Here is a 23,046-nt window from a genome sequence, read left to right as displayed (position 1 = left end):
CGGTCTTCACGCGAACGAGTGAGATCGGTTCGCCCCCGTCTCGCTTGACGGGTATGCGTCATCTTTAAAATCTGGTAGGAAACTTTCCTAACAGAACGCGTGAACTACCGAACCCCACTCGGAGGCACCGTGCACACCCCCCATGTACACACCTCACGCCGCGCCCTGCTCACTCTGATAGGCGCCTCGCTCGTGGCCGGCCCCCTCGTGGCGGCCCAGTCCGCCACCGCCACCGCCATCTCCGCGGCTGTCGGTCTCGACGACCCGGCGAAGAAGGAGATCGCCATGCGGCTGGTGTCCAGCGCGGAGAACTCCTCGCTGGACTGGCAGGCGCAGTACCAGTACATCGAGGACATCGGCGACGGCCGCGGCTACACCGCCGGGATCATCGGCTTCTGCTCCGGCACCGGCGACATGCTCGACCTCGTGGAGCTCTACGCCCGGCGCCGGCCCGGCAACGTCCTGGCCGGATACCTGCCCGCGCTGCGCGACGTCAACGGCGGCGACTCGCACCAGGGCCTGGACCCGGGCTTCCCCGACGCCTGGCGGAGCGCGGCCCGGGACGGGGCGTTCCGGCAGGCGCAGAACGACGAACGCGACCGCGTCTACTTCAACCCGGCCGTCGGGCAGGGCAAGGCGGACGGCATCGGCGTCCTGGGCCAGTTCGCGTACTACGACGCCATCGTCATGCACGGCAACGGAGGCGACAGCACCAGCTTCGGCAGCATCCGCGGCCGGGCCCTGGCCAACGCCAACCCGCCGGCGTGGGGCGGGGACGAGGTGACGTATCTGAACGCGTTCCTCGACGCCCGGGTCTGGGCGATGAAACAGGAGGAGGCCCACTCGGACACGAGCCGCGTCGACACCGCTCAGCGGGTCTTCCTCAGGGCGCGGAACCTGAACCTGGATCCGCCGCTGGACTGGAAGGTCTACGGGGACAGCTACCACATCGGCTGACACCCGGGTCGGTCCACGGGCCACGCGAACCCCGACGGCACAGGACAACCGTCCTGTGCCGTCGGGGAGGGTGAGAACGAGAACGAGGATGAGGGTGAGGGCGAGGAGGGTCAGCGGGCCCCGGCCGCCAGCTCCCGCACCACCCGTGTCGCCACCGGTACGTCCACGCCGTGCCGTTCGGCCGCGCGCAGCAACGCCCCGCCGATCGCGTCCAGTTCCAGCGGGCGGCCCGCCTCGGCGTCGCGCTGCATCGACGACCTGGTGGCCGGGGCGAAGTCGTCGTAGCGGGCCAGGGCCTGGGCGGGGTCCGAGGGGCCGCCGGAGGCCAGGCTCACCGCCGCCGTCTCCTCGACCAGGGCGGTCAGTTCGTCGCGGTGGCGGGTGCGGATGTCGCCCAGCGGGAGCCCGTACCGGGTGGTCAGCAGGGCGAAGGGGGCGAGGAACGACATCTTCGCCCACAGCGCCGCCGTCTCGTCGGGCAGGACGCGGGTGGCCGGTCCGGCGGCCGTGAAGCCGCTGGCCAGCGCGTCGAGACGCTCGCGCGGCACCGGGTCGCCGGCCAGGTCGACCTCGACGAAGGGGCTCGCGTGTTCGATCACGCCGGGTGCCGTACGGGTCGACTCGACGCGGATCACGGCCGGGGCGACGCGGTCGGCGCCGTAGCGGGCGCGCAGGGCGGCCGGGTGTTCGACGCCGTTGAGGAACGGTACGACCAGGGCGTCGCCCAGCGCCTTCGCCGGAACGCGTTCCAGGGCCGCGTCGAGGTGGGTGTGCTTGACGGTGACGAGGATCGCGTCGACGGGGCCGGACGCCTCCGTCAGCCCGCTCGCCGCGTCCACCGCCGCCGTGAACTCCCCGAACCGGCCGCTGCGGACGCGGATTCCGTCCTCGCGCAGCGTCCGCGCGGTCTCGTCCCCGGCCAGGCAGAGCACGCGGTGCCCGGCCCGGGAGAGCAGGGCGGCGAGGAGGCCGCCGACGCCCCCGGGACCCAGTACGGCGACGGTGAGGGGGGTGGCCGGGGTGCGCTCGGTGGAGGTCATGTACTGCACAATCCGGCCGGTGACCGGCCCTATTCCCGTCCAGACCCGCGCTGTCCCCTCGTACGCGCGAGACTGGAGTCATGTGCCGCAGTATCAAGACCCTACGCCCGCCCGTCCTCCCCGAAGAGGCCACCGAGGACGAGATCCGGGCCGCCGCCCTCCAGTACGTCCGCAAGGTCTCCGGCTTCCGGGCGCCGGCCGCCCACAACCGCGAGGTCTTCGAACACGCCGTCGACGCCATCGCGACGGCCACGGCCGAGCTGCTCGCCGGGATCGAGGTCCGTGGCGGGGGTGGTACGACAGAAACTCGGCGCGCGTCCTAGGACACACGCCGAGCTGCCGCTTTTACGCGTCCTGGGACACGCGTCGCGCCACCGCTCTTAAGGGGCGCGGGGAACTGCGCGACCAGCCCCCACCGGCCGGCAGCCAAAGGACCACCCAACCGGCGGAGCCGTCAGCTCAAGCTCCACTTCTGGTTGTCCCCAGTGCCACAGGCCCACAGCACCATCTGCGTGCCGTTCACCGTGCCCGCGCCATACGCGTCAAGGCAGATCCCCGCGTTGACGTTCGTGATCGTGCCGTCGCTGTTGACGTTCCACTTCTGGTTGTTGCCGCCGTGGCAGTCCCAGATGACGACCTTCGTGCCGTTGGTCGTGCCGTTGTCGTAGGCGTCCAGGCACTTGTTGCCGTACACCACGAGTTCCTTGCGGGAGGTGTACGTCCAGGCCTGGTTCCGGCCGCCGTTGCAGTCCCACAGCTCGGCCTGGGTGCCGTTGGTGATCGTGTTGTTGTAGATGTCCAGGCAGCGGCTCGACTGGGTGCCGACGACCAGGTTGCCGTTCGTACCGGGCACCGGCTGGACGGTCAGCGTGCCCAGGGTCGGGCCGTTCGTGACGGCGAGCGTGTTGGCGGCGCCCTTGGAGAGGGAGACCTGGACGGAGATCGTGCCCGGGGTCGAGCCGGTCGGCGGGAAGGACACCTTGGTCGAGGTCTGGCCGTTGACCTGGAGGGTCGCCGTACGGGCGGTGCTCGTGTTGTTCGTGTACGTGAAGTCGGCGACCGCGAGACCGGTGTTCGCCGCGTTCACGGCGGTGTAGGTGGCGGCGGAGTTGGGCTCGTACGCGCTGGTCGCCGCCTCCGTGCCGCCGGTGATCGAGAGCATGACCGAACCGCCGGCCGGGACACTGGCCGTGTATCCGGTGGCGTACGAGCCGATGTTCGTACGGCTCCACAGGTCACGGACGGTCGCGGACGCGCTCGTCAGGCCCAGGTCGGCCCAGCGGACGGTGATGTTCTGGGTGGAGGAGGTGCGGTTGAGGAGCACGGCGGCACGCTTGCCGGTGCCGGACAGCGTCTTCCCGTACACCTGTGCGCCCGTGGTGTCCTCGGCGACCTTGACGCCCTGGAGGCCTCGCACGTCCTGGTCGACGGCGATGACCTCGGGGTTCTTGAGGATCGCGGCGGACTCGGCGGTCATCGTCGAGAGGTTGTTGCCGGCCAGCAGCGGGGCGCCGGAGATGGCCCACAGCGCCATGTGGGTGCGGTTCTGGGCGGCGGTGAGGCCGGTCATGCCGACCATCAGCATGTCCGGGTCGTTGTAGTAGCCGGTGTGCTGGGCGGTGGGGTGCAGACCCTGGTCGTAGTTGGACAGCATGTTCGACATCGAGGGGCTGTTGCCCCAGAAGATGATGTCGGTGCTGGTCCGGTACAGGGGCGCGAGGCCCGGGGCCCAGTTCCAGGTGTTCTGGTAGCCCCAGTTGCAGATGGAGAGGGTGAGCGGGCGTCCGGTGGTGGCGGACGCGGTGGCCACCGCGTCGCTGATCGCCTTGTACGTGGTCGCCGCGTCGAGCCCTTCGGCGTCACCGCCGCACCAGTCGACCTTGACGTAGTCGAAGCCCCACTGGGAGAACTGGAGCATGTCCTGGGCGTAGTGGCCCTCGCTGCCGCTGCCCGGGGCGGCGGGGCGGCCGGTCGGGTAGTAGTAGCCGCAGCCGTCCTTGCCTGCGTCGGTGTAGATGCCGGCCTTGAGGCCCTTGCTGTGGATGTAGTCGGCGATGGCGCTCATACCGCCGGGCCACTCGGCCGTGTCGACGGTGATGTTGCCGGCACTGTCCCGAGTCCCCTGCCACCAGCCCTCGTCGATGTTGATGTGGTTGTACCCGGCCGCCGGAAGGCCCGCGGCGACGAACGCGTCGACCTGGCCCTTGATCACGTTGTAGTCGATGACCGCCGCGAAGCTGTTCCAGGAGGCCCAGCCCATGGGGGCGGTGGGGACGGGGATCTGGCGGGTGGAGGCGGCGACGGGGGTGGTGTTGTCGAGGGTCGTGGTGGCTTCGTCGGCCTGTGGTTGGGCGAAGACGAGGGCTGCTGCTGCCGCTGTTGCCAGGGCTAGGGCTCGGATTGCTGTGCGTCTGAAGAGGGATGAGCGCGGCGGGGGGTACATGCGGCTCCCGGAGGGCTTGGTCGGTATTTCGAACGGCGATCGGCGAACCGAACGCTGGGGGGGCGCGCTGAAATTAGAGCCGGGGGACGGTGAAGTCAACGGTTGTGACAGAAGGGGTTTTCTCAACCGGGGGAATTCGGGCGGGGATTGGGGTGCCTACGGGGGTTGGGGCGCCTGGAGGGGTGGGGGGTTCTGTGCGTTGGCGGGTGCTTGCTCGTTGTGGCTTGTCGCGCAGTTCCCCGCGCCCCTATCGGGCGCGTCTCCTCAATGTCCGTTAAACAGGGGCCCCTTGGCCGCCCGTCACCCGTGGGCGGCGCATCAGGAATGCTGCTCCCGCGCCCGCGCCGAAGAGGGCTGCTACCGAGACGGCCGTTGCCAGCCAGGTTGCGCCGAGCCATTGGCCGCCGAAGTAGCCGAGGGCGACGCTGTACGCGGCCCAGGCCAGGCCCGCCACGATGGACCAGGGGAGGAACTCGCCGACTCGGCGGTGGGCGGCGCCGGCGCCCAGGGAGACGACCGAGCGGCCTGCCGGGGCGAAGCGGGCGACGACGACCAGGATGCCGCCGCTGTGGGCGAGGGCCTGGCCGAGACGTTCCTGCGCGCTGGTCAGGCGCCGGGAGCGGGCGATCGCACGGTCCAGTCGGGCCCCGCCGTGCCAGGCCAGCCGGTACGCCACCAGGTCGCCGAGGACCGATGCCGTGGCCGCGCACAGGGTGAGCGCGAGGATGTCGGGGACCTCCTGCGCAACCTGTCCGGTGGCCGCGCCCGAACCGGCGGCGGCAGCCGTGGCGGCCGTGATGACCAGGACTCCGCTCGGCAGTACCGGTACGAGGACGTCGAACAGGACGGACACGCCCACCAGGGCGTAGATCCACGGGGTCCCGGTCAGTGACCCCACACTCTCAAGCACCGCAGACTCCCCGTGACTCCCCCGTTCGCCCGATCCCGTGCCGCTACCTCGCGGGGGAGCGGCGGGCGGCGTGTGACAGCCATACAGCGTACGCCTGGGGTCCGACAGCAGATCCACCGGGGGCTCATGTGTTCGCCACACCATGTTCACTCCGACGCGCGCCGGTGCCCGTCCCCTGAACGCGGGGGCGGGCACCGGTGTGTCGGGTCGGGTCAGATGGGTCAGGCCGCTATCGGCGTCTGGTCCCGGGACGTCCTTGTCGCGTCCGACGAGCGCCTGGTGAAGAGCCGGTCCACGCCGAAGGCGCCGGAGCCGGTGAAGACCAGCAGGAAGAACGCCCAGCAGAAGGCGGCGGCCAGTTCGCCCTGGTTCTGGATCGGCATGAGGGCGTTGGGCTGGTGCACGTTGAAGTACGCGTACGCCATCGCGCCCGAGGCGATGAACGCCGCGCCGCGGGTGCCGAGGCCCAGCACGATCAGGCTGCCGCCGACCAGTTCGATCACGGCCGCGTACCAGCCGGGCCAGGTGCCGACCGCGACGGTCTGCTCACCGCCGAGGACGCCGAAGAGCGAACGGGCGCCGTGGCAGGCGTAGAGCAGGCCGACCACGATCCGGAAGAGGCCGATGGCGTAGGGCTGGGCTTTGTTGAGACGAACGGACATGTGGGGGATGTCTCCTTCGGTCTGAATCGCTCCGTCCGGGGACGGAGCGTTCCTGGGGGATGAACCGAGCGGGTAGTCCACCGTAGGGGGGTCTAATCAATGCTTGCAAGTTCAACATTCAGCCGCTGCTCTGCCTCCGGACAGGCCTCCGTGCGCCCTTCCGGTTCGTCGATCGCCGCACGTGGGACCGCGAGTGGGGGCATGCGCAGCACCGCCCGGGCCACCGCGTCCGCGTCCGAAAATGTGACCGAATCTACGCCGGGGCGGGCCCCTGCCGCGGTCACCCAGTGCACGCCCTCCGTGGGCACCCCGAACGCCAACCTCCGCTCCTGTGGCCGACCTTGACGGTCCATCAGGAGATACGGGCGCGGTGACACGTCCAGTCCGCCGGTCTCGTAGCCGTCCGTGACGTGGGTCCTCGCCCGGCCCGTCCGCAGGAGCCCGGCGAGGAGGGGGTCGGCCGTGCGGCGCAGGTCGGGCTCCGGCAGCCGTGCCTCTATGAGCGCGGTCACGCGTACGGCCGAGCCCGGCACGTCCCGGGAGTGCGCCACCCAGGCCCCGTCCTCGGCCCGTACGTCCAGCCGGGGCCCGAGCACCTCCACCACGCCCGCCGTCACCAGCGCCGCCAGCTCCTCGACGCGCCGCCGGGGCGGCCCGATGGACAGGAAGGCGTTGAGCGGGGTGTACCAGCGGTCCAGGTGGTCCCGGCGCGAGCCGCCCGGCAGTCCACCGTGGTCGACGATCAGCCGCAACTCGTTGCGCAGGTCGCGCAGTACGTCCTGGGCGGCCTTCACGGGCCCGTCGACATTGCCCAGCGCGGCCTGGGCGGCGTCCTCGCGCAGATGGGTCAGCAGCCAGCTCCGCCAGGCGGCGGCATCGGGGAAGACCTGTCCGGCGTACGGCCGCGAAATCCGCTCCCAGGACCAGCGTTCGACCTCCGGTACGCCGAACTCGTCGAGTACGGCCGTCTCTTGGGGGGTGCCGTGCGGGGCGGCGAGGAAGCGGTCCCGGAAGTCGTCGAGCGAGCCGAGTGATCCGAGCGAGTGGGCGGTCGACTGCCGTGTACGCAGCAGGGTTTCGTAGTGGACCGTCTCGACCTCCTTCGCCACCAGCGGCCATATCTCGGTGCGGAAGTCGGGTGCCTCGCCGGAGTCGGCGCGTTTGCGGAAGCCGGCTATCGCCTCGGAGGTGAGGACGAGCGGGGTGTGCCTGCCGTACGGGCCCTTCGCGTTGTCGCCGCGTGCCTGGTACGGGATGCCGCGCCGCGAACCGGCGTAGAGGCGTGGTTCGCGGCCGGAGGGCACGTAGCGCAGTCCGCCCTCGGGGTCGTGGACGAAACGGCCGCCTCGGCCTGTCGTCAGGAGGGTGAGGTGGTCGAAGAAGTTGAGGCCCAGGCCGCGCAGCAGGACCGGTTCGCCGGGGGCGAGCGGGGAGAGGTCGACGTCGGCCGGGTTGGCGGGCGGGATGTGGCAGAGGCCGTGCCGGGCGGCGTACGCGGTGAGGTGCTGTTGTTCCTCGTCCGGGACGAGGGGGAGGTGGCCCTGGGCGAGGACGACGGCCGAAAGGGCGGACAGGGTGCGGCCGTTGGTGAGGGTGAGGGTCTGACTGCCGTCGGGGGCGTCGTCGAGGCGGATCGCGCGGGTCGCGTGGGTCTCGACGTGTACGGCGGGCGGCGCCTCGCGCACGGTCTTCGCGAACACCCACTCCAGGTAACGCCCGTAGTGGGCGCGGGTCGGGTAGTCGTCCGGCCCCAACTCGCCTTCCTCGCCGCCCTCTTCGCGCGCCCACTCGTACAGGCTCGGGCCGGGCCGGACCGGGCCCGAGCAGTCCACGCTGTCGTCGGTGAAGAGGGTCACCTGGCAGGCCACGGTGTTCATCAGCAGCCGGGGCGACTGCGAGGTGCGCCAGACCCGGCCCGCGCCCGGCGGTGCCGGGTCGACGACGTGGACGGTCAACCGGGTCCCGGGTGCCAGGAGTTCCGGTGCGGAGGCGCAGACACGTTCCAGCACGCTGGTGCCGCGCGGTCCGGCACCGACCAGGGCGACGGACACGGAGGGGGGCCGGGGCGTGGCCTCCGGGGCGGTCCTGGACGGCGGCTCGACGGGCGCTGGAGACAAGGTGGTTACTCCCGGGCGTGTGGGGCGCGATGGCAGCAGACCGTCCACCGGAAGCGGACGGTCCGCCTCATCATGCCGCCGGGAGGCGGGAGAGCCGAGCACCGGGGACGGGGATCGCCGCCGGTGTGGGAAGCCTCACTGGAAGGCTCGCTGGAAGCCTCACCCGCTCAGCTGCGACTCCGTGACCGTCTCCAGCTGCGCGGCGCTGCCCTTCTGCTCCCGGACCCGGTCCAGCCGCAGCCGGGCCGAACGGCCGTGCAGGGTCAGGGTCATCAGCATGTTGCCGAACCAGGGGCCGCCCGTCCGGCGCCAGGTGACCGGTGGGTGCGGGACCCGGCCGTGCCGGGCGAAGCGGCGGCCCAGGGCGCGGCCCAGAGCGCTCCAGCCCAGGTGGAAGCCGACCTTTATGTGGCGGGGGATGGCGTTGTGGACGGGGGAGCAGGTCAGCTGGAGGACGCGCGCGTCTGGGCGGTCGGCCTCGGGCCAGGTGGGCTCGGCCGCGTAGGCGTGGTGGACGTCTCCCGACAGGACCAGGACCGTCGCCGGGGCCCCGGGTCCCGAGCCGGCCTCCGCGATCAGAGCGGCCAGGTCGGTGAACGAGGTGGTGAACGCCGCCCAGTGTTCGAGGTCGGCCGCACGGCGCAGTTTCTCCCCGAACCGGGCCCAGCGCGCGCCCCGTTCACCCCGGCACAGGGCCGCGTCCCAGGCCTCGGCGTCGTGCACGAGGTGCGGCAGCAGCCAGGGCAGCGAGGTGCCGATGAGGAGGTGGTCGTACGAGCCGGGGGCGTCCAGCGCCTGTTCCCGCACCCATTCCGCCTCGCCCGGGTCCAGCATCGCGCGGCTGTCCTCGTCGAGGACGCGGGCCGCCCTGCTGTCCACCATCAGCAGGCGGACGCGGCCGAAGTCGCGCCGGTAGCTCCAGCGGACCGAGGCGGCGTCGGCGTCGGCCTTGGCGGCGAAGGCGCGCAGGACGTCCGTACCGTCGGGGCTCTCGCGTACGGCCGCGTACAGCGGGTCGTCGGCGAGTTCGGCCGGGGAGAGGTTGCCCAGGTGCTGGTGCACCCAGTACGACATCAGGCCGCTCAGCAGCCGCTCGCGCCACCACGGGGTCTCCCGCATGTCGGCCAGCCAGGCCGCGCTGGTGTTCCAGTCGTCGATGACGTCGTGGTCGTCGAAGATCATGCAGGTGGGGACGGTGGACAGCAGCCAGCGGACCTCGGGGTCGAGCCAGGACTCGTAGTAGAGGTGGGTGTACTCCTCGTAGTCCGCGACCTCGGCGCCCGGCGGTTCGGACAGGTCGCGGCGGGCGGCCAGCCAGCGGCGGGTGGCGTCGGACACCTCGTCGGCGTACACCTGGTCACCCAACAGGAGGAGCACGTCCGGGCGTTCGGCCGTGGGGTCGGCGGCGATGCGCGCGGCCAGGGTGTCCAGGGCGTCGGCGCCGACCGGGTCCTTGTCGTCGGCGGGCGGCGCGGCCCAGCGGCAGGAGCCGAAGGCGACCCGGAACCCGTCGCCCTCCGACTCGCTCTCTCCGTCCTCGGCGGTGCGGATGACGGAGGGCGGGAACCGGGAGAAGGCCGCGTCGGGCAGCGGCCACACGCGGACGCCGTCCAGGAACACCTCGTACGGTGTCGTCGTGCCCGGTGCGAGGCCGGTCACCTCGATCAGCGCGTAGTGGTGGCCTGCGACCTGGAAGGTGCGTGTCTCACCGCCCGAGCCGTCCGCGCAGCGCGCCTCGGCCGTGCATGGACGACTCGCCTCGACCCAGACGGTCGCGGACGACTCGTCGGCGTACCTCAGCAGCGGTCCCAGGCGCAGTGTCGCCAACGTGATCACCCTCCTCCGTCGCACCGTACGGTACGGACGACGGGGGAGGGTGGGGAGGTTCCGTGCATGGTGCAGTTGATCAGTCGCTGATCAGTGGGGGATGATCAGCGAGTGGCCGGTGGCTGATCAGCAGCCGCTGAGGACCGAGCTGAGCTTGGTCTTCTCGGCCGAGTCGATCGACAGGTCGTAGTAGTACTTGACCTGGACCCAGGCGCGCACGTACGTGCAGGCGTAGGAAGTGACCGACGGCATCCACTCGGCCGGGTCCTGGTCGCTCTTCGACTGGTTCACGTTGTCCGTGACGGCGATGAGCTGGGGCCGGGTGAGGTCGTTGGCGAACGCCTGGCGGGTGGCGCTGCTCCAGGAGTCGGCGCCGGAGTCCCAGGCCTCGGCCAGCGGGACCAGGTGGTCGATGTCGAGGTCGGAGGCGGCGGTCCAGGTGGCGCCGTCGTACACGGAGTACCAGGAGCCGCTGGTGGCGGCACAGGCGGAGCTGGTGACGACGTTCGTACCGTCCCGCTTCAGGACCGTCTCACGGGTGTTGCAGGTGCCGGAGATGGTGATCCAGTGGTTGAACAGGTCGCGGTCGTAGCCGGTGCGGTCCTCGGTCGCCACGGTGAGCGAGGCGAGGTAGGTGCGGGCGGTGGCGGCGCTGACCGGGGTGGGGAGAGCGGCGGAGGCGGTCGGACCGTTGAAAAGTCCGACCGATGCTATGAGTCCGGTGAGAGCGGCGAGTAGACTGAGTCGTCGACGCGCGTAGAACTTCGGCATGCGAACTCCCTCGGGGGGTGGGGGTGTTGAACGCGAGCGAGTGAATGTTCGCGTCGCAGTGTTGCCGGGGAATGAGCGTTGGGTAAGAAGTTAGTGACGTGCGCATGTCAAGGCAAGGTGTCGGGCCTTGATTCTCTAGGGTGCGCAACGGCCGGGGTGAATGGTGTAGTTGACGCCTTTGATTCCTTTGGTGCCGTAACAGGGCTGAATGGTGCGGAAAGTGGCGTCGTTTCGGACACCTGCACCGGCCGTCAGGGCTACCGTGACATCCAGGACCCGCGGTCACGGGGGCGCGCGGGATCCGCTGGGGGCTGACATGGATCCGCTGGCGGTGGCGGTCGGAACGGCACTCGTCGGGGCGATGGCCACCGACTCCTGGCGGCAGGCGAAACGGGCGCTCGTCGCCCTGTGGCGCCGGGTGCGGCCCGAGGCGGAGGCCGACACGGTGGGCGCGGAGTTCGGGCAGGCGCGTATGCGGTTGCTGGCGGCGCTGGAGGGTGCGGCGGCTCCGGGGGCGGCTCCCGGCATCGATTCCGGCGTCACCTCAGGCGTCACCTCCGGGGTGGTGTCCGCGCTGGAGACGGACTGGCAGTTCCCCCGCCGGGCCACCGCAGGCGCACGCCTCGGCGACTGTCCGTACCCGGGGCTCTCCGCCTTCGGCCCCGAGCAGTCCCCGTGGTTCTTCGGCCGGGACACCGCAACCGCCGATCTCCTCCTCCGGCTGGACGAACGGCTGCGCACCGGCGGCCCGGTGGCCGTGGTCGCGCCCTCGGGCGCCGGGAAGTCCTCGCTGCTGTAAGCGGGCCTGCTGCCGGAGCTGGCCCGGGGCGCGCTGCCCGTGCGGGGGTCGGCCGACTGGCCGCTCCCCGGTATCCCCTACGCCGATCCTTGTACCTGACGCGTCGCGTACGATGGACGGCGCAGAAGGGGAGTAGCTCTTCGCCGGACCGTCGACATACTGCTCAGCTCGTCTGAGCCGGCGCCCGGAGGCAGGCCATGTGTGGCCCGCCAGCGAGACCTTCGGCCAGTAGTGCACTGACTGTGTGCTGCCGTGCCGAGGTGTCGTTCAGCGGTAACACTCTCGGTGGGGCGGCCCCGACCGATTGAGGAACCTTGATCAGCTTCACCGTGACGGCGCTGGTGTTCGGCGTCGTCTTCCTCGCCGAACTGCCGGACAAGACCGCCCTCGCCGGGCTCGTCCTCGGCACCCGCTATCGCGCCTCGTACGTCTTCGCCGGCGTCGCCGCCGCGTTCACGCTGCATGTCGTGCTCGCCGTCGCCGCGGGCAGCGTGCTCACGCTCCTGCCGCAGCAGCTGCTCCACGCGCTGACCGGCGTGCTCTTCCTGGGTGGTGCCGCGGTGCTGCTGATGAAGAAAGGGGAGGACGAGGCAGAGGTGCGGCGGCCCGAGGACCAGTCCTTCTGGAAGGTGTCCGGGGCCGGCTTCATGCTCATCCTCGTCGCCGAGTTCGGCGATCTCACGCAGATCATGACCGCCAACCTCGCCGCCCGTTACGACGACCCGCTCTCCGTCGGCCTCGGCGCGGTGCTCGCGCTGTGGGCGGTCGCCGGGCTCGGGATCGTGGGCGGTCGGGCGCTGATGAAGCGGGTGCCGCTGGAGCTGATCACCAAGGTGGCGGCCGTGCTGATGCTGGCGCTCGGGGTGTGGAGTCTTTGGGAGGCGGTGGCTGGGTAGGGGCCGCTTTGTGGATGGCCGGTTGGTGAACTGTTGCCGAAGGCGGTAGCGGGCGGCGCCGTTTCTTTTGTACCGTGTAGGAACAAAGTGGCTCCCGCCCGTTCTCCCTGACCGGCGGGCGGGGCCGCCTTGGTCCCGTACCCGTATTCGTGTCCGTACCCGCGCCCGTGTCTTGGAGCCTGCCGATGACGGTCCCCACCGTGCTCACCGCCCGTGCCCTTCTCCTCGACATGGACGGCACCCTCGTCAACTCGGACGTCGTCGTCGAACGCATCTGGCGGCGCTGGGCCGACCAGCACGGGCTGGACGGCGACGAGGTCATGAAGGTGGTGCACGGACGGCAGGGGTACGCCTCCATGGCCGTACTGCTGCCCGACCGGCCCGTCGAGCAGAACTACGCCGACAACGCGCGCATGCTCGCGGAGGAGACCGCCGATCTGGACGGGGTCGTCGCGATACCGGGTGCCGTCGAGTTCCTGGCGTCCCTGCGTGGGCTTCCGCATGCGCTGGTGACCTCCGCCGACGTCGCTCTGTCGACCGCGCGGATGGCTGCGGCGGGGTTGGCGCTGCCGGATGTCCGGGTCACCGCCGAGTCCGTCGGTGCGAGCAAGCCGGATCCTGAGGGGTTTCTGAAGGGGGCGGCTGAGTTGGGTGTCGATCCTGCGGACTGTTTGGTGTTCGAGGATTCGGGGGCTGGGATCTTGGCGGGGCGCTCCGCGGGGATGCGGGTGGTGGGGGTTGGGCCTCGGGCCCACTATCACCGGCCGGATGTGGTGGTGGCGGATCTGACGGGGGTGCGGGTTGAGGGTGTGGCTGGCGGGGAGTTGCGGGTGTACGTCGGCTGAATGCTCCGCAGGGTCGGCGGTTTTTTGGCCGCGGGTCCGGTGGGGGCTTGTCGCGCAGTTCCTCGCGCCCCTAAAGGCGGGCTCGTCTGTGGCTCTGGTGGTGTTGAGTCCGCGGGGCGGTGGGGGCTGGTCGCGCAGTTCCCCGCGCCCCTAAAGACGGGCGCGTCTACGGCGCCGGCGTTTTGGCGCCCCGTGCCGCCCGTGCCGCCTCACGGCTCCGTTGTCTCCGACTCCAGGCGTTCTCGGGTTGTTCTGTCGTATACGCCCTGTTCCTCCGGGTCGATGCTGCGGGTCGTCTGGAAGGCGGTCACCGCGTTCTCGACGTTGTCGTCGTAGACGCCGTCGAGGTCGTTCACGTAGAGCGCCAACTGGCGGAGTCGCAGTTGGAGTTCGAGGACCTCGTCGCCCGTGTCGCCGGGGCGTAGGACGGGGGCGGTTTCCTTGTCGTCGTCGCCGGGGGCCGGGGTGATCGTGCCGGTGGCCTGGGCGGTCGTCGGGGCCTGGCTCGGGGTGGCCGACCTGGTCGGGGTCGGGGCGGCGGACGTCGGGGTGGGTGTGGGGGTCGGGGTCTCGCTAAGAGTTGGGGTCGGGGAGGGGGGCGCCGACTTCGATGCCGTAGGGCTGCTGGACGGGGTCGGGGACGCCGCGCTGGTCGTCGCGGCCGGCACGCTCTCCCGTACCTCCTGGGCGGCCGTGTTGTTCCGGGACGGCTTGTCGTACGTGAACATCCCGCCCGCCAGTCCACCCGCCGCCAGGATCACGACGACCGCTCCGGCGGCGCCGAGGAGCAGGACCCGGGGCCGGTTGCCCGACTCTTCCTCCTGCTCGTCGTCCTCGTCCTCGGCCGAGCCGGACGGGTGCGCGTCCGGAGGGCTCGGTACCGACGGTATCGCCGCCGTGGCCGCCTCCTCCGCCCAGCCGGGATCCTGGACCACCGCCGGCAGTGGCATCGTCACGTCGGTCGCCGGGTCGGGGGGCGAGGGTGGTGATGCGGGAGGTTCCGGGGTCAGTTCCACGTACGGGCGTATGCGCAGGGGGTCGAAATCCTCTGCCGCCGCTGCCTCCGCCGTGCGGTTCTCTATGTGGGCGTCGGCCGCGCGTTCGGCGCAGGCGCAGGAGGGCGTGTTGTCGGCTCCCCGGGGCGCGCCGCACTCCGGACACACATGCCCCTTCGGATCGTTCACTGCGCGTCTGTTCCTTCCCCGTACGAACCCCCGTACGAACGTCAGAGATTATCCAGAGCCTCTTCACACCTTCTCCCGTACGCCCCCGGAATCCGGGGTTCCATCGAATCTCGTGGGGATTCGACAGGCCATAACCGGTCACACCGACCACGATGGGGGTGTTACGAGAGTCACAGGAGGACTTCATGGCCGGGGAAGCGCGCGGTAGGACGGGAGATGTGGCGGGTGAAAGGCCGACGACTTCCGGGCCCGAACACGTGCCCGGGAACGTCCTCGTCTCCATCGGCGCCCTGCTGCTCGGCATGCTGCTCGCCGCCCTCGACCAGACCATCGTGTCGACCGCGCTGCCGACCATCGTCAGCGACCTCGGCGGCATGGACCACCTGTCCTGGGTGGTCACCGCCTATCTGCTCGCGTCCACCGCCGCGACCCCCCTCTGGGGCAAGCTCGGCGACCAGTACGGCCGGAAGCGGTTGTTCCAGGCCGCGATCGTGATCTTTCTGATCGGCTCGGCGCTGTGCGGTATGGCGCAGAACATGCCCCAGCTCATCGGTTTCCGGGCGCTTCAGGGGCTCGGCGGTGGCGGGCTGATGGTGCTGTCGATGGCGATCGTGGGGGATCTGGTCCCGCCGCGTGAACGCGGGCGCTACCAGGGGCTGTTCGGTGCCGTGTTCGGGGCGACGAGTGTGCTGGGCCCGCTGCTCGGCGGGCTCTTCACCGAACACCTCAGCTGGCGCTGGGTGTTCTACGTCAACCTGCCCGTCGGCGCCGTCGCCCTCGCCGTCATCGCGACCGTCCTGCGCATCCCGCGCCGGTCCGAACGGCACGTCATCGACTACCTCGGTACTCTTCTCATCGCTTCCGTCGCCACCTGTCTGATCCTCGTCACGTCCCTCGGCGCCTCCTGGGGGTGGGGCTCGGCGCGGATCGTCGGCCTCGCGGTGCTCGGCGTCGTCCTCACCTTCGGCTTCGTTCTCGCCGAGCGCCGGGCCGCCGAACCCGTCCTCCCGCTCAAGCTGTTCCGGCTGCGCACCTTCACCCTCACCGCCGTCATCAGCTTCATCGTCGGCTTCGCCATGTTCGGCGCGATGACCTATCTGCCGACCTTCCTCCAGGTCGTCCAGGGCGTCTCCCCGACCATGTCCGGCGTGCACATGCTCCCGATGGTGCTCGGGCTGCTCGTCGCCTCCACCGTCTCCGGGCAGATCGTCAGCCGTACGGGCCGCTGGAAGGTGTTCCCCATCGCGGGCACCGGCGTCACGGCCCTCGGCCTCCTTCTGCTCCACCGGCTCGACGAGCACAGCTCCACCGGCGAGATGAGCGCCTACTTCCTCGTCTTCGGCCTGGGCCTCGGCCTCGTCATGCAGGTCCTGGTGCTGATCGTGCAGAACGCCGTCTCGTACGAGGATCTCGGCGTCGCCACCTCCGGCGCCACCTTCTTCCGCTCCATCGGCGCCTCCTTCGGTGTGGCCGTCTTCGGTACGGTCTTCTCCAGCCGCCTCGGCGACAAGCTCACGGACGCCTTCCGGGGCGACCGACTGCCCACCGGGGTCTCGGTGGACGCCCTGGAGGCCGACCCGCGCGGCATCGCCGCCCTCCCCTCGGCGCTCCGCCCGGCGGCCCTTGAGGCCTACGCGTCCGCCATCACCGACGTCTTCCTGTACGCCGCCCCGGTCGCCGTTCTCGGCTTCGTCCTCGCCTGGTTCCTGCGCGAGGACAAGCTGCGCGGCTCGGTGACCGCCCCCGACGTCACGGAGACCCTCGCCAGCAACCCCGTCCAGCGGTCGTCGTACGACGAGGTGTGCCGTGCGCTGTCCGTGCTCGGCACCCGGGAGGGGCGCCGCGAGATCTACCGGACCATCACCGCCAGGGCCGGCTACGACCTGTACCCGGCGGCGAGCTGGCTGCTGCTGCGCATCCGGCGGTACGGCTGGGCGGAGCCCTCGGTGCTGGCCGAGCGCAGTTCCGTACCGCTGACCGTGATCATCGAGGCCGCCCGGCAGGTCGAGGAACGGCGGCTCGGCGTACGCGAGGGCCTCGACATGGTCCTCACCGACGAGGGCCGCGAGGTCGCCGAACGGCTGGCACACGCCCGCGAGGAGTCCCTGGCCGAGCTGCTGGGCGACTGGTGGGGTCCGGACCGGCCCACCGACCTGGTCCAGCTGGTGAAGCTCCTGAACGAGGAACTGTGCGGTTCGGACGCGGAACAGCCGCACAACGGCTCGGCGGACAGGCTCGGTTGACGCTCGGTCGAGGCTGTTCAGTTTGGGGAGGGCCTTCTGGGCAACCCGGAATCTGACGAGAAGTCGTCTGACGAGAAGCCGTCCGACGAGCAATCGGTCGAGGAGATCCGGAAGGCATTCATGTCCACAGGAGTGATCATCGTTCTGATCGTGATCGTCGTCGTCGCGGCACTCGCCGTGGCCGCGGTCACCCTGAACCGGCGGGCCGCCGGTACCCACGGCCCACGCGATCTGAAACGGCGCTTCGGGCCCGAGTACGAGCGGGCCGTCTCCCGTCACGACGGGGACACCAAGGCAGCCGACCACGAACTCGCCGAGCGCGTCCAACGCCACGGCGACCTGCGGGAACGTCCGCTGGAGCCCGCCGAGCGCGAACGGTTCGCGGCCCGCTGGACGGCCGCCCAGGAACAGTTCGTCGAGTCGCCGCAGCAGGCGGTCGCCGACGCGGACCTGCTCCTCGGCGAGCTGGCCGGCGCCCGTGGCTTCCCCGACGGCGGCCAGTACGAGGAGCAGCTCGACGCGCTCTCCGTGCACCACGCCCAGCATGTGCACGGCTACCGGCGCGTGCACGGCGCCGCCCTCGAGAAGCAACCCGACACGGAGGAGATGCGCACGGCCATGATCGAGGCCCGCGCCTTCTTCGACGACCTGGTCGGCCAGGGTGAGCACCACCGGCCGAAGTCGAAGTCACGACTCAACAAGCTTCAGTTAAAGGGGAGTTGACCCACATGACGGACATCGAGAACCGGGACATGAAGCGCCCGGACACCCAGAAGCCGGACCCCGACACCCAGAAGTCGGACCCGGACACCCGGAAGCCGGACCTCCGCGGAGAGAAGCCGGACACCGACAGGGCGGGTACGGCGGGTACCGACAGGACCGGCACCGACAGGACTGACATCAGGACGGCGGGTACCGGGAGGACCGACACCGGGAGGACCCCCACCGAGAGGACCGCCACCGGGACTCCCGACCCGCGCGCGGAGAAGCCGGCCGGCGCTCCCGCCGTACCGCCGCCGCCGTCCGCCGCACCGGCCCCCGCCCGTGCCCACGAGGCCCGGCCGTCGTCGGACCGGTCCTCCCAGGCGTCCCACGCGATGGCGCTGCTCCCGCAGGACGAGCGGGACAAGCTCACGCTGCGGCTCCAGCACGCCGTCACCGGGTTCGTGGACGGCCCCCAGGACTCCGTCGAGGAGGCCGACCGCGTACTGGCGGAGGTCACCGAGCGTTTCACGGAGGCCGTCGAGCGCACCCGCCGGACCGTACGCGGGTCCTGGCAGTCCACCGGCGGCGCCGACACCGGCGACACCGAGAAGCTCCGGCTCGCCCTGCGGAACTACCGTGAACTGGCGGAACGGATGCTGAGCAGCTGAGACCCGTACCCGCTACTCCGCCCGCGCCTCCCGCCACTGCCGTACGACCTCGTCGACGTCGTACGGCTTGAGGCCCAGCGGGGGGCCGGGCGGCGGCTTGAACATCATGTCGCGGATCTTGGCGTTGATCTCCGTCACGATCCGGCGGACCGCCCCCTCGGAGGGGGCCTTGTGCGCCGCCGCCAGCGCGTCCTCCGCCTCCTTGCGCAGGGCCAGCGTCGGCGGCAGGACCGACAGCCCCTCGCGGGCCATCTTCTGCTTGACCCACCACAGTTCGTCGTACGACGTGTCAGGACCGTCGGCCAACGGCTTGCCCGCACCGGGAAGCTGGGCGAACTCCCCGCGCGCCTCCGCCTCGCGGATCTGTCTGTCGACCCAGGACTCGAAACTCACACCAGGTGGTTTGCGTTCGGTCATGTGTCCATTCTGCCGGACCTCGCCCGAGCCGACGATGGGGCGATTTATCATGCGGCGGCGGTACGGCAACATGGCTGCCGTACAGGGATTGCTCATCTGAAGGAGCGCACGTGCTCGAACTCACCATGGCCACCGTCTCCGGGACGGAAGCCGGCGCCACCGCCGGCATGCTCATGGCCGAGGCGCCCAGCGAACCGGGGGCCATCATGCGGGTGGGCCGGGACAAGGCGGTGTGCCGTCTCGTCACCCCCGACGACTGGCTGTTCGTCTCCCGGGTCCACCTGGAGTTCCTGTGCGGCCCCGACAACACCTGGCACCTCTCGTGGCTCCAGGGCTCCCAGCCCGACCCGTCCTCCGAAGTCCGGCTGGTGGTCGGCGAGTACGCCCAGACCGTGCCGTACGGAGGAAGCGTGCCGCTGCCCCGGGGCGGTGCCGGAGAGATCATCGTCCAGGACCGCACCGGGCCGCGCAGCGTCAACGTGGGCTTCTACCACGAGGGTTGAGGCCGGGCGGGGACTCCCCGGTTACGCCACGACCCTCGCCAGCGCGAAGCCGTCGTACCCCTTGCTGCCCACCGTCTGGATCGCCGTGCCGCTCAACCTCGGGTGCTCGGCGATGAGTTGGAGGGCGCCGCGGGTGCCGCGCACGCTCGGGTCGGTGGAGTCCGGGTCGGTCACCGCGCCGCCGCGCACCACGTTGTCGACGATGATCAGGCTGCCCGTGGTGGTGAGCCGGACGGCCCACTCCACGTAGTGCGGGTTGTTGACCTTGTCGGCGTCGATGAAGACCAGGTCGAACGGCTCGGGGTTCTCGTCGGCCAGCTTGGGCAGCGACTCCAGGGCGGGACCCGTCCGCACCTCGGCGATGGAGTCGAGGCCGGCCCGGGCGAGGTTGCGGCGGGCGACCTCGGCGTGCTTCCCGTCGTACTCCAGGGTGACCAGCCGGCCGTCGGCCGGGAGCGCGCGGCCCAGCCAGATGGTGCTGTAGCCGCCGAGCGTGCCGATCTCCAGGATGTTGCGGGCGCCCTGGATCTGGGCGAGCAGCTGGAGCAGCTTGCCCTGGTTCGGCGCGACGCTGATGGGCGGCAGCCCCGCCGCGTCGCTGTCGCGCAGTGCCGCCTCCAGGACCTCGTCGGCCGGGGCCAGGAGGCCGGTGAAGTAGTCGTCGACGTCATCCCAGCGCTGGGACTCGCTCATGAGGGTCGTACCTTCCGTTCGGGACCGGGGTTCGAAGTACGAGAAGTGTGTGCCGAGTTATTTGTAGCCCTCGCGGGCGACCACGTCGGTGATCTGTGCCTCGTCGAGTTCGCTGATCGTCTCGCCCGCGCGCGGGTCGCGGGCGTGCAGCGTGTGGAACAGCGGGCCGTGCGGCGAGCCCAGGTCGACGAGGGTGGCCGAGGCCCCGCGCACCGCCCGTCCCGTGTCCGGCGGGCCGGTCAGGTCGATCCGGTTGTACACCCCCGGCGTCACCCACACGGGCACGGACTCCAGGAACCCCATGAGCTGGACGTGGAAGTGCCCGCACAGGATCAGCCGTACGTCGCTGCCGCGCACGGCGTCGGCCAGGTCCGCCGGGTTGCCCAGCCCCAGTGCCTTCTGGAGCGCGTTGTCGAGGGCGACCGGCGGATGGTGCAGCACGACCGTCGTGCCGTGCGGTGCCGGGGTGCGCAACAGCTCGCGCAGCCAGGCCAGTTGGGCGGCGCCGAGATATCCGTACACCTTGCCAGGGACGAGTGAGTCGAGCGTGATGATCCGGTGGCCGTCGACCGTGCTCGCCGCCGCCGACTCGCCCTCGGGGGAAACGAATCGGGCGTCGGCGCGATCCCGGCCCGCCGAGTCCAGGTGCCCGCTGCCCAGTGCCTTCGCGAAGGCGGTGCGCTCGTCGTGGTTGCCGGTGGTGCAGAACACCGGGATGCCCCGCTCCCGGGCGAACGCGCCCACGAGGTCCCGTACGACCGCGTACTCCTCGGGAGCCCCGCTGTCCGCGAGGTCCCCGCTGACGACGACGGCCCCGAGATCCGTGAGATGCCGTACGTCGGTCAGCATCCGGCGCAGCGACTCGGTGGTGTCGACGCCGTGGCGGTTGGGCGCGCCGGCGTGGTTGATGTGCGTGTCGGAGATATGCAGGAGACGCATCCCGCCGACGCTACTCCCGCTCGCGCGCGGGTAACCGGGAATTTCCGGCGAGGTGGGGCGGGGAGCGGTCGGACAGGCGCTGGTCGTCTTCGGGCGGGCGCTGTCCGATCCGGCCTGAAACCGGGCGGTTTCCCGCCTCTGTGTGATCTGCGTCGCGATCGGGGGAGGGAACTGAACCCCGGGCCCGCTATCGTCATCCGGACAAAAAGCAGGGGTCTCTCAGGTGAAGAGGGGGTTGCTCGCGTCTCACATCGGAGGCAGTGCGATTCTCTAGGGATTCGTACAGGATGAGACGCGTGGGACACACGGTGCCCATGGGGCGTACGGGACGAATGGGGCGGGAGGCCTACGGCGCGTGGCAAACGCAGAGCACGGTGGTAGAGCGGGAGGTGCCTTCGGAGTGGGCGCCGCCGGGACGGCGCAGGCACGGCTGAAAGCGGCCCGCGTGGCGCTCTGGCTCTTCGTCGCCGTTCTCGCGGTACGACAGGTGGCCGCCGTCCTCAGTACCCCCAAGACGGACCGGCTCACGGATCTGGAGACCTGGGTCGGCCCCAACGGCGTCCTGCATGTGAACGGTTCGCTCTACGACTCGACGCAGTTCACCGGCACGCCCTTCGGCGGACTCGTCCTCAAGCCGCTCACCCGGGCCGCCGAGCAGGCCCTCGGCTGGGGCTGGACCTTCGGCTCGCTGCTGCTGGTCGTCGCACTCGGCGTGGTCGCCGCCCGCGCCCTGCCGCAGCCCGTGAGCCGCCGTACCGCACTGCTCGCCGCGCCCGTCGCGATCAGCCTGCTGATGCTGTCGCTGCCCGTGCGCAACGCCCTCCACCTCGGCCAGACCAGCATCATCCCCGTCCTGCTGGTCCTGCTCGGCTGCTTCGTCGCCCGCGAGGAACGCGCCGCCGGCGCCCTGATCGGCCTCGCGGCGGCCCTCCAGCCGACCGTGCTGCTGTTCGCGCCGCTGCTGTGGTTCACCGGCCGGCGCAAGGCCGCCGTCTCCGCCGGGATCACCTTCGCCGCCTGCACCGCGCTCGCGTGGGTCACGATGGCGGACGACTCCTACACCTACTGGGTGCACCACATGGGCGGGGTCGGCCTCGGCGGCGCCGCCGACGACCTCGCCAACCAGTCCCTGCACGGCGCCCTGCTGCGGCTGGGCGTCGAGGGGCCCCTCGAAATCACCCTGTTCCTGCTGCTGGGCGCGGGCGTCGCCGCCCTCGGTCTGCGCCGGGCGGTGCGGTACGCGCAGGACGGGCAGCTGCTGCTGGCCGTCGCGATCACCGGCTGCGCCGCCATCGCGGTCTCACCCACCACCTGGCAGCACCAGCTGCTGTGGGTGCTGCTCGCGGTCGTCGGCCGGGTCGGCAAGCGGGCCTCCGACCGCTACATGTGGCCGGTCGCCGTCGTCATCGTGATGACGCTGCCCGCCAAGATGGTCATCCCGAACATGGGCGCGCTCTACCCGGTCCGAGACAACATCGTGCTGCTCGCCGCGATCGCCGCCGCGACCGTCGTACCGTTCCTGTCCCGGACCTCGGAGCACTACCGCTCACCGATCCCGACGGACTACGCGGCGCCGGTCCCCGCCCGCTTCAAGAACGTCCCCCTGCTCCCCTTCATGCGCCGGGTGCTGACCCGCCCGAACCTGCTCCTCGAACTGCTGCTGATCCGGGTCACGTACGCCGCCTACCAGAAGGTCCGGCTCGCCGCGACCGGCGGGACGACCACCGGCGGGCGGTCCACCGCCGAGGCGCACGGTCACCAGATCCACGACATCGAGAAGTTCCTGCGGATCGACATCGAGCACTGGGTCAACCACGCGGTCGTGAAGGTCGGCTGGCTGCGGGACTTCTTCGACTTCTACTACACGTCGTTCCACTTCGTGGTGCCGCTGAGCGTGCTCGGCATCCTGTACTGGCGGCGGCCTGTCGACTACCGGTGGGCCCGTGCGTCTCTCGGTTTCGCCACGCTGCTCGCCCTGGTCGGGTTCTGGCTGTATCCGCTGGCGCCGCCGCGCCTGATGCCCGGGCTCGGGATCATCGACACCGTGCACGGCGTCCAGGACTTCTCCAAGCCGGACTACGGCACGCTCACCGCGCTGACCAACCAGTACGCCGCGATGCCCTCGCTGCACTTCGGGTGGTCGCTGTGGTGCGGGCTCGTCATCGCGATCGTCGCGCCGAAGTGGTGGATGAAGGCGCTGGGCCTGCTGCATCCGTTCTTCACCGTCTCCGCGATCGTCGCCACCGGCAATCACTGGGTGCTGGACGCGGTGGGCGGGGCCGCGGTGGTCCTCGCCGGGTTCGGGCTGTCGTACGTGTTCATGGGACCGCGCGCCCGTACGGTCGTGGCGGCGGCGGAGAAGGACGACGAGCCGCAGCTGACCCCGGCGGCGACCAGCCGGAACTGACCGGGGTACCGGGTCCGCCA

At 70.8% G+C, this 23,046-nt stretch carries 21 protein-coding genes; 10 read left to right on the top strand and 11 right to left on the bottom strand.

What is annotated here, in order from left to right:
• Positions 1 to 129 precede the first annotated feature (129 nt).
• Entirely contained in the window at positions 130 to 957 is an 828-nt protein-coding gene (locus ACWDR4_RS03305; RefSeq protein ID WP_450403216.1) for a chitosanase, read from the top strand.
• Between the two features lie 110 nt (positions 958 to 1,067).
• Here ACWDR4_RS03305 and ACWDR4_RS03300 read toward each other — a convergent pair whose 3' ends face one another.
• Positions 1,068 to 1,997, bottom strand: coding sequence for a ketopantoate reductase family protein (locus tag ACWDR4_RS03300; protein ID WP_450403213.1), 930 nt, complete (start codon positions 1,995 to 1,997; stop codon positions 1,068 to 1,070).
• A gap of 80 nt (positions 1,998 to 2,077) precedes the next feature.
• Here ACWDR4_RS03300 and ACWDR4_RS03295 point away from each other — a divergent pair, with 80 nt between their 5' ends.
• Positions 2,078 to 2,320 (top strand): DUF2277 domain-containing protein, encoded by a 243-nt coding sequence (locus ACWDR4_RS03295; protein WP_450403210.1) that lies wholly within the window; start codon positions 2,078 to 2,080, stop codon positions 2,318 to 2,320.
• 131 nt (positions 2,321 to 2,451) lie between these two features.
• Here ACWDR4_RS03295 and ACWDR4_RS03290 read toward each other — a convergent pair whose 3' ends face one another.
• From ACWDR4_RS03290 to ACWDR4_RS03265, 6 genes are all read right to left on the bottom strand, one after another.
• A complete protein-coding gene (locus ACWDR4_RS03290; protein ID WP_450403207.1) occupies positions 2,452 to 4,440 on the bottom strand; it encodes a ricin-type beta-trefoil lectin domain protein in 1,989 nt (662 codons plus the stop codon).
• A 274-nt stretch (positions 4,441 to 4,714) separates the two neighbouring features.
• The gene (locus ACWDR4_RS03285; protein WP_450403204.1) at positions 4,715 to 5,350 is read right to left on the bottom strand and encodes a DedA family protein; all 636 of its coding nucleotides are present in this window, start codon (positions 5,348 to 5,350) and stop codon (positions 4,715 to 4,717) included.
• A 221-nt stretch (positions 5,351 to 5,571) separates the two neighbouring features.
• Positions 5,572 to 6,012 (bottom strand): DoxX family protein, encoded by a 441-nt coding sequence (locus ACWDR4_RS03280; RefSeq protein WP_450403201.1) that lies wholly within the window; start codon positions 6,010 to 6,012, stop codon positions 5,572 to 5,574.
• A gap of 92 nt (positions 6,013 to 6,104) precedes the next feature.
• Complete coding sequence (locus tag ACWDR4_RS03275; protein WP_450403361.1) at positions 6,105 to 8,063, bottom strand: FAD/NAD(P)-binding protein; 1,959 nt, start codon at positions 8,061 to 8,063, stop codon at positions 6,105 to 6,107.
• 225 nt (positions 8,064 to 8,288) lie between these two features.
• Positions 8,289 to 9,956: an alkaline phosphatase D family protein gene (locus ACWDR4_RS03270; RefSeq protein WP_450403198.1), complete on the bottom strand. Its 1,668-nt coding sequence runs from the start codon at positions 9,954 to 9,956 to the stop codon at positions 8,289 to 8,291.
• A 126-nt stretch (positions 9,957 to 10,082) separates the two neighbouring features.
• Complete coding sequence (locus tag ACWDR4_RS03265) at positions 10,083 to 10,727, bottom strand: HNH endonuclease family protein (protein WP_450403196.1); 645 nt, start codon at positions 10,725 to 10,727, stop codon at positions 10,083 to 10,085.
• 316 nt (positions 10,728 to 11,043) lie between these two features.
• On the opposite strand from ACWDR4_RS03265, the gene ACWDR4_RS03260 reads away from it, so the two are divergent.
• The 3 genes from ACWDR4_RS03260 to ACWDR4_RS03250 all read left to right on the top strand — a co-directional run bounded on the left by ACWDR4_RS03260 (position 11,044) and on the right by ACWDR4_RS03250 (position 13,267).
• Positions 11,044 to 11,526: an nSTAND1 domain-containing NTPase gene (locus tag ACWDR4_RS03260; RefSeq protein WP_450403193.1), complete on the top strand. Its 483-nt coding sequence runs from the start codon at positions 11,044 to 11,046 to the stop codon at positions 11,524 to 11,526.
• Between the two features lie 314 nt (positions 11,527 to 11,840).
• On the top strand, positions 11,841 to 12,422 hold the full coding sequence (locus ACWDR4_RS03255) for a TMEM165/GDT1 family protein (RefSeq protein WP_450403191.1): 582 nt from the start codon (positions 11,841 to 11,843) through the stop codon (positions 12,420 to 12,422).
• 185 nt (positions 12,423 to 12,607) lie between these two features.
• The gene (locus tag ACWDR4_RS03250) at positions 12,608 to 13,267 is read left to right on the top strand and encodes an HAD family hydrolase (protein WP_450403188.1); all 660 of its coding nucleotides are present in this window, start codon (positions 12,608 to 12,610) and stop codon (positions 13,265 to 13,267) included.
• Between the two features lie 209 nt (positions 13,268 to 13,476).
• Here ACWDR4_RS03250 and ACWDR4_RS03245 read toward each other — a convergent pair whose 3' ends face one another.
• Entirely contained in the window at positions 13,477 to 14,451 is a 975-nt protein-coding gene (locus ACWDR4_RS03245) for a peptidoglycan-binding domain-containing protein (RefSeq protein ID WP_450403185.1), read from the bottom strand.
• A 185-nt stretch (positions 14,452 to 14,636) separates the two neighbouring features.
• On the opposite strand from ACWDR4_RS03245, the gene ACWDR4_RS03240 reads away from it, so the two are divergent.
• From ACWDR4_RS03240 to ACWDR4_RS03230, 3 genes are all read left to right on the top strand, one after another.
• Positions 14,637 to 16,694, top strand: coding sequence for a DHA2 family efflux MFS transporter permease subunit (locus tag ACWDR4_RS03240; RefSeq protein WP_450403183.1), 2,058 nt, complete (start codon positions 14,637 to 14,639; stop codon positions 16,692 to 16,694).
• 120 nt (positions 16,695 to 16,814) lie between these two features.
• Positions 16,815 to 17,417 carry a hypothetical protein gene (locus tag ACWDR4_RS03235; RefSeq protein WP_450403181.1) on the top strand — a complete coding sequence of 201 codons (603 nt, stop codon included), beginning with the start codon at positions 16,815 to 16,817 and terminating at the stop codon, positions 17,415 to 17,417.
• A 5-nt stretch (positions 17,418 to 17,422) separates the two neighbouring features.
• On the top strand, positions 17,423 to 18,067 hold the full coding sequence (locus ACWDR4_RS03230) for a hypothetical protein (protein ID WP_450403179.1): 645 nt from the start codon (positions 17,423 to 17,425) through the stop codon (positions 18,065 to 18,067).
• A gap of 12 nt (positions 18,068 to 18,079) precedes the next feature.
• On the opposite strand, the gene ACWDR4_RS03225 is transcribed toward ACWDR4_RS03230, so the two are convergent.
• On the bottom strand, positions 18,080 to 18,484 hold the full coding sequence (locus tag ACWDR4_RS03225) for a DnaJ family domain-containing protein (protein ID WP_450403178.1): 405 nt from the start codon (positions 18,482 to 18,484) through the stop codon (positions 18,080 to 18,082).
• A gap of 110 nt (positions 18,485 to 18,594) precedes the next feature.
• Here ACWDR4_RS03225 and ACWDR4_RS03220 point away from each other — a divergent pair, with 110 nt between their 5' ends.
• A complete protein-coding gene (locus ACWDR4_RS03220) occupies positions 18,595 to 18,987 on the top strand; it encodes an FHA domain-containing protein (RefSeq protein WP_006378544.1) in 393 nt (130 codons plus the stop codon).
• Between the two features lie 21 nt (positions 18,988 to 19,008).
• Here the strand turns inward: ACWDR4_RS03220 and ACWDR4_RS03215 are convergent, their stop codons facing one another.
• Positions 19,009 to 19,680, bottom strand: a complete 672-nt coding sequence (locus tag ACWDR4_RS03215) for an O-methyltransferase (RefSeq protein WP_450403175.1) — start codon at positions 19,678 to 19,680, stop codon at positions 19,009 to 19,011.
• A gap of 57 nt (positions 19,681 to 19,737) precedes the next feature.
• The gene (locus ACWDR4_RS03210; RefSeq protein WP_450403172.1) at positions 19,738 to 20,619 is read right to left on the bottom strand and encodes a metallophosphoesterase family protein; all 882 of its coding nucleotides are present in this window, start codon (positions 20,617 to 20,619) and stop codon (positions 19,738 to 19,740) included.
• Between the two features lie 355 nt (positions 20,620 to 20,974).
• On the opposite strand from ACWDR4_RS03210, the gene ACWDR4_RS03205 reads away from it, so the two are divergent.
• Positions 20,975 to 23,026: a bifunctional glycosyltransferase 87/phosphatase PAP2 family protein gene (locus ACWDR4_RS03205; RefSeq protein WP_450403171.1), complete on the top strand. Its 2,052-nt coding sequence runs from the start codon at positions 20,975 to 20,977 to the stop codon at positions 23,024 to 23,026.
• Positions 23,027 to 23,046: the final 20 nt, after the last annotated feature.

It is taken from the genome of Streptomyces sp. NPDC000878 (assembly GCF_053599695.1).
The sequence above is the reverse complement of the archived record's forward strand: the minus strand, read 5'-3'. Positions and strand labels throughout refer to the sequence as shown.

Bases quoted from the DNA above. Each gene is read 5' to 3' on its own strand.
- ACWDR4_RS03230 (WP_450403179.1), top strand. From the start codon at position 17,423: ATGACGGACATCGAGAACCGGGACATGAAGCGCCCGGACACCCAGAAG.
- ACWDR4_RS03260 (WP_450403193.1), top strand. From the start codon at position 11,044: ATGGATCCGCTGGCGGTGGCGGTCGGAACGGCACTCGTCGGGGCGATG.
- ACWDR4_RS03225 (WP_450403178.1), bottom strand. From the start codon at position 18,484: ATGACCGAACGCAAACCACCTGGTGTGAGTTTCGAGTCCTGGGTCGAC.
- ACWDR4_RS03215 (WP_450403175.1), bottom strand. From the start codon at position 19,680: ATGAGCGAGTCCCAGCGCTGGGATGACGTCGACGACTACTTCACCGGC.
- ACWDR4_RS03300 (WP_450403213.1), bottom strand. From the start codon at position 1,997: ATGACCTCCACCGAGCGCACCCCGGCCACCCCCCTCACCGTCGCCGTA.
- ACWDR4_RS03280 (WP_450403201.1), bottom strand. From the start codon at position 6,012: ATGTCCGTTCGTCTCAACAAAGCCCAGCCCTACGCCATCGGCCTCTTC.
- ACWDR4_RS03240 (WP_450403183.1), top strand. From the start codon at position 14,637: ATGGCCGGGGAAGCGCGCGGTAGGACGGGAGATGTGGCGGGTGAAAGG.
- ACWDR4_RS03210 (WP_450403172.1), bottom strand. From the start codon at position 20,619: ATGCGTCTCCTGCATATCTCCGACACGCACATCAACCACGCCGGCGCG.
- ACWDR4_RS03235 (WP_450403181.1), top strand. From the start codon at position 16,815: ATGTCCACAGGAGTGATCATCGTTCTGATCGTGATCGTCGTCGTCGCG.
- ACWDR4_RS03295 (WP_450403210.1), top strand. From the start codon at position 2,078: ATGTGCCGCAGTATCAAGACCCTACGCCCGCCCGTCCTCCCCGAAGAG.
- ACWDR4_RS03250 (WP_450403188.1), top strand. From the start codon at position 12,608: ATGACGGTCCCCACCGTGCTCACCGCCCGTGCCCTTCTCCTCGACATG.
- ACWDR4_RS03265 (WP_450403196.1), bottom strand. From the start codon at position 10,727: ATGCCGAAGTTCTACGCGCGTCGACGACTCAGTCTACTCGCCGCTCTC.
- ACWDR4_RS03290 (WP_450403207.1), bottom strand. From the start codon at position 4,440: ATGTACCCCCCGCCGCGCTCATCCCTCTTCAGACGCACAGCAATCCGA.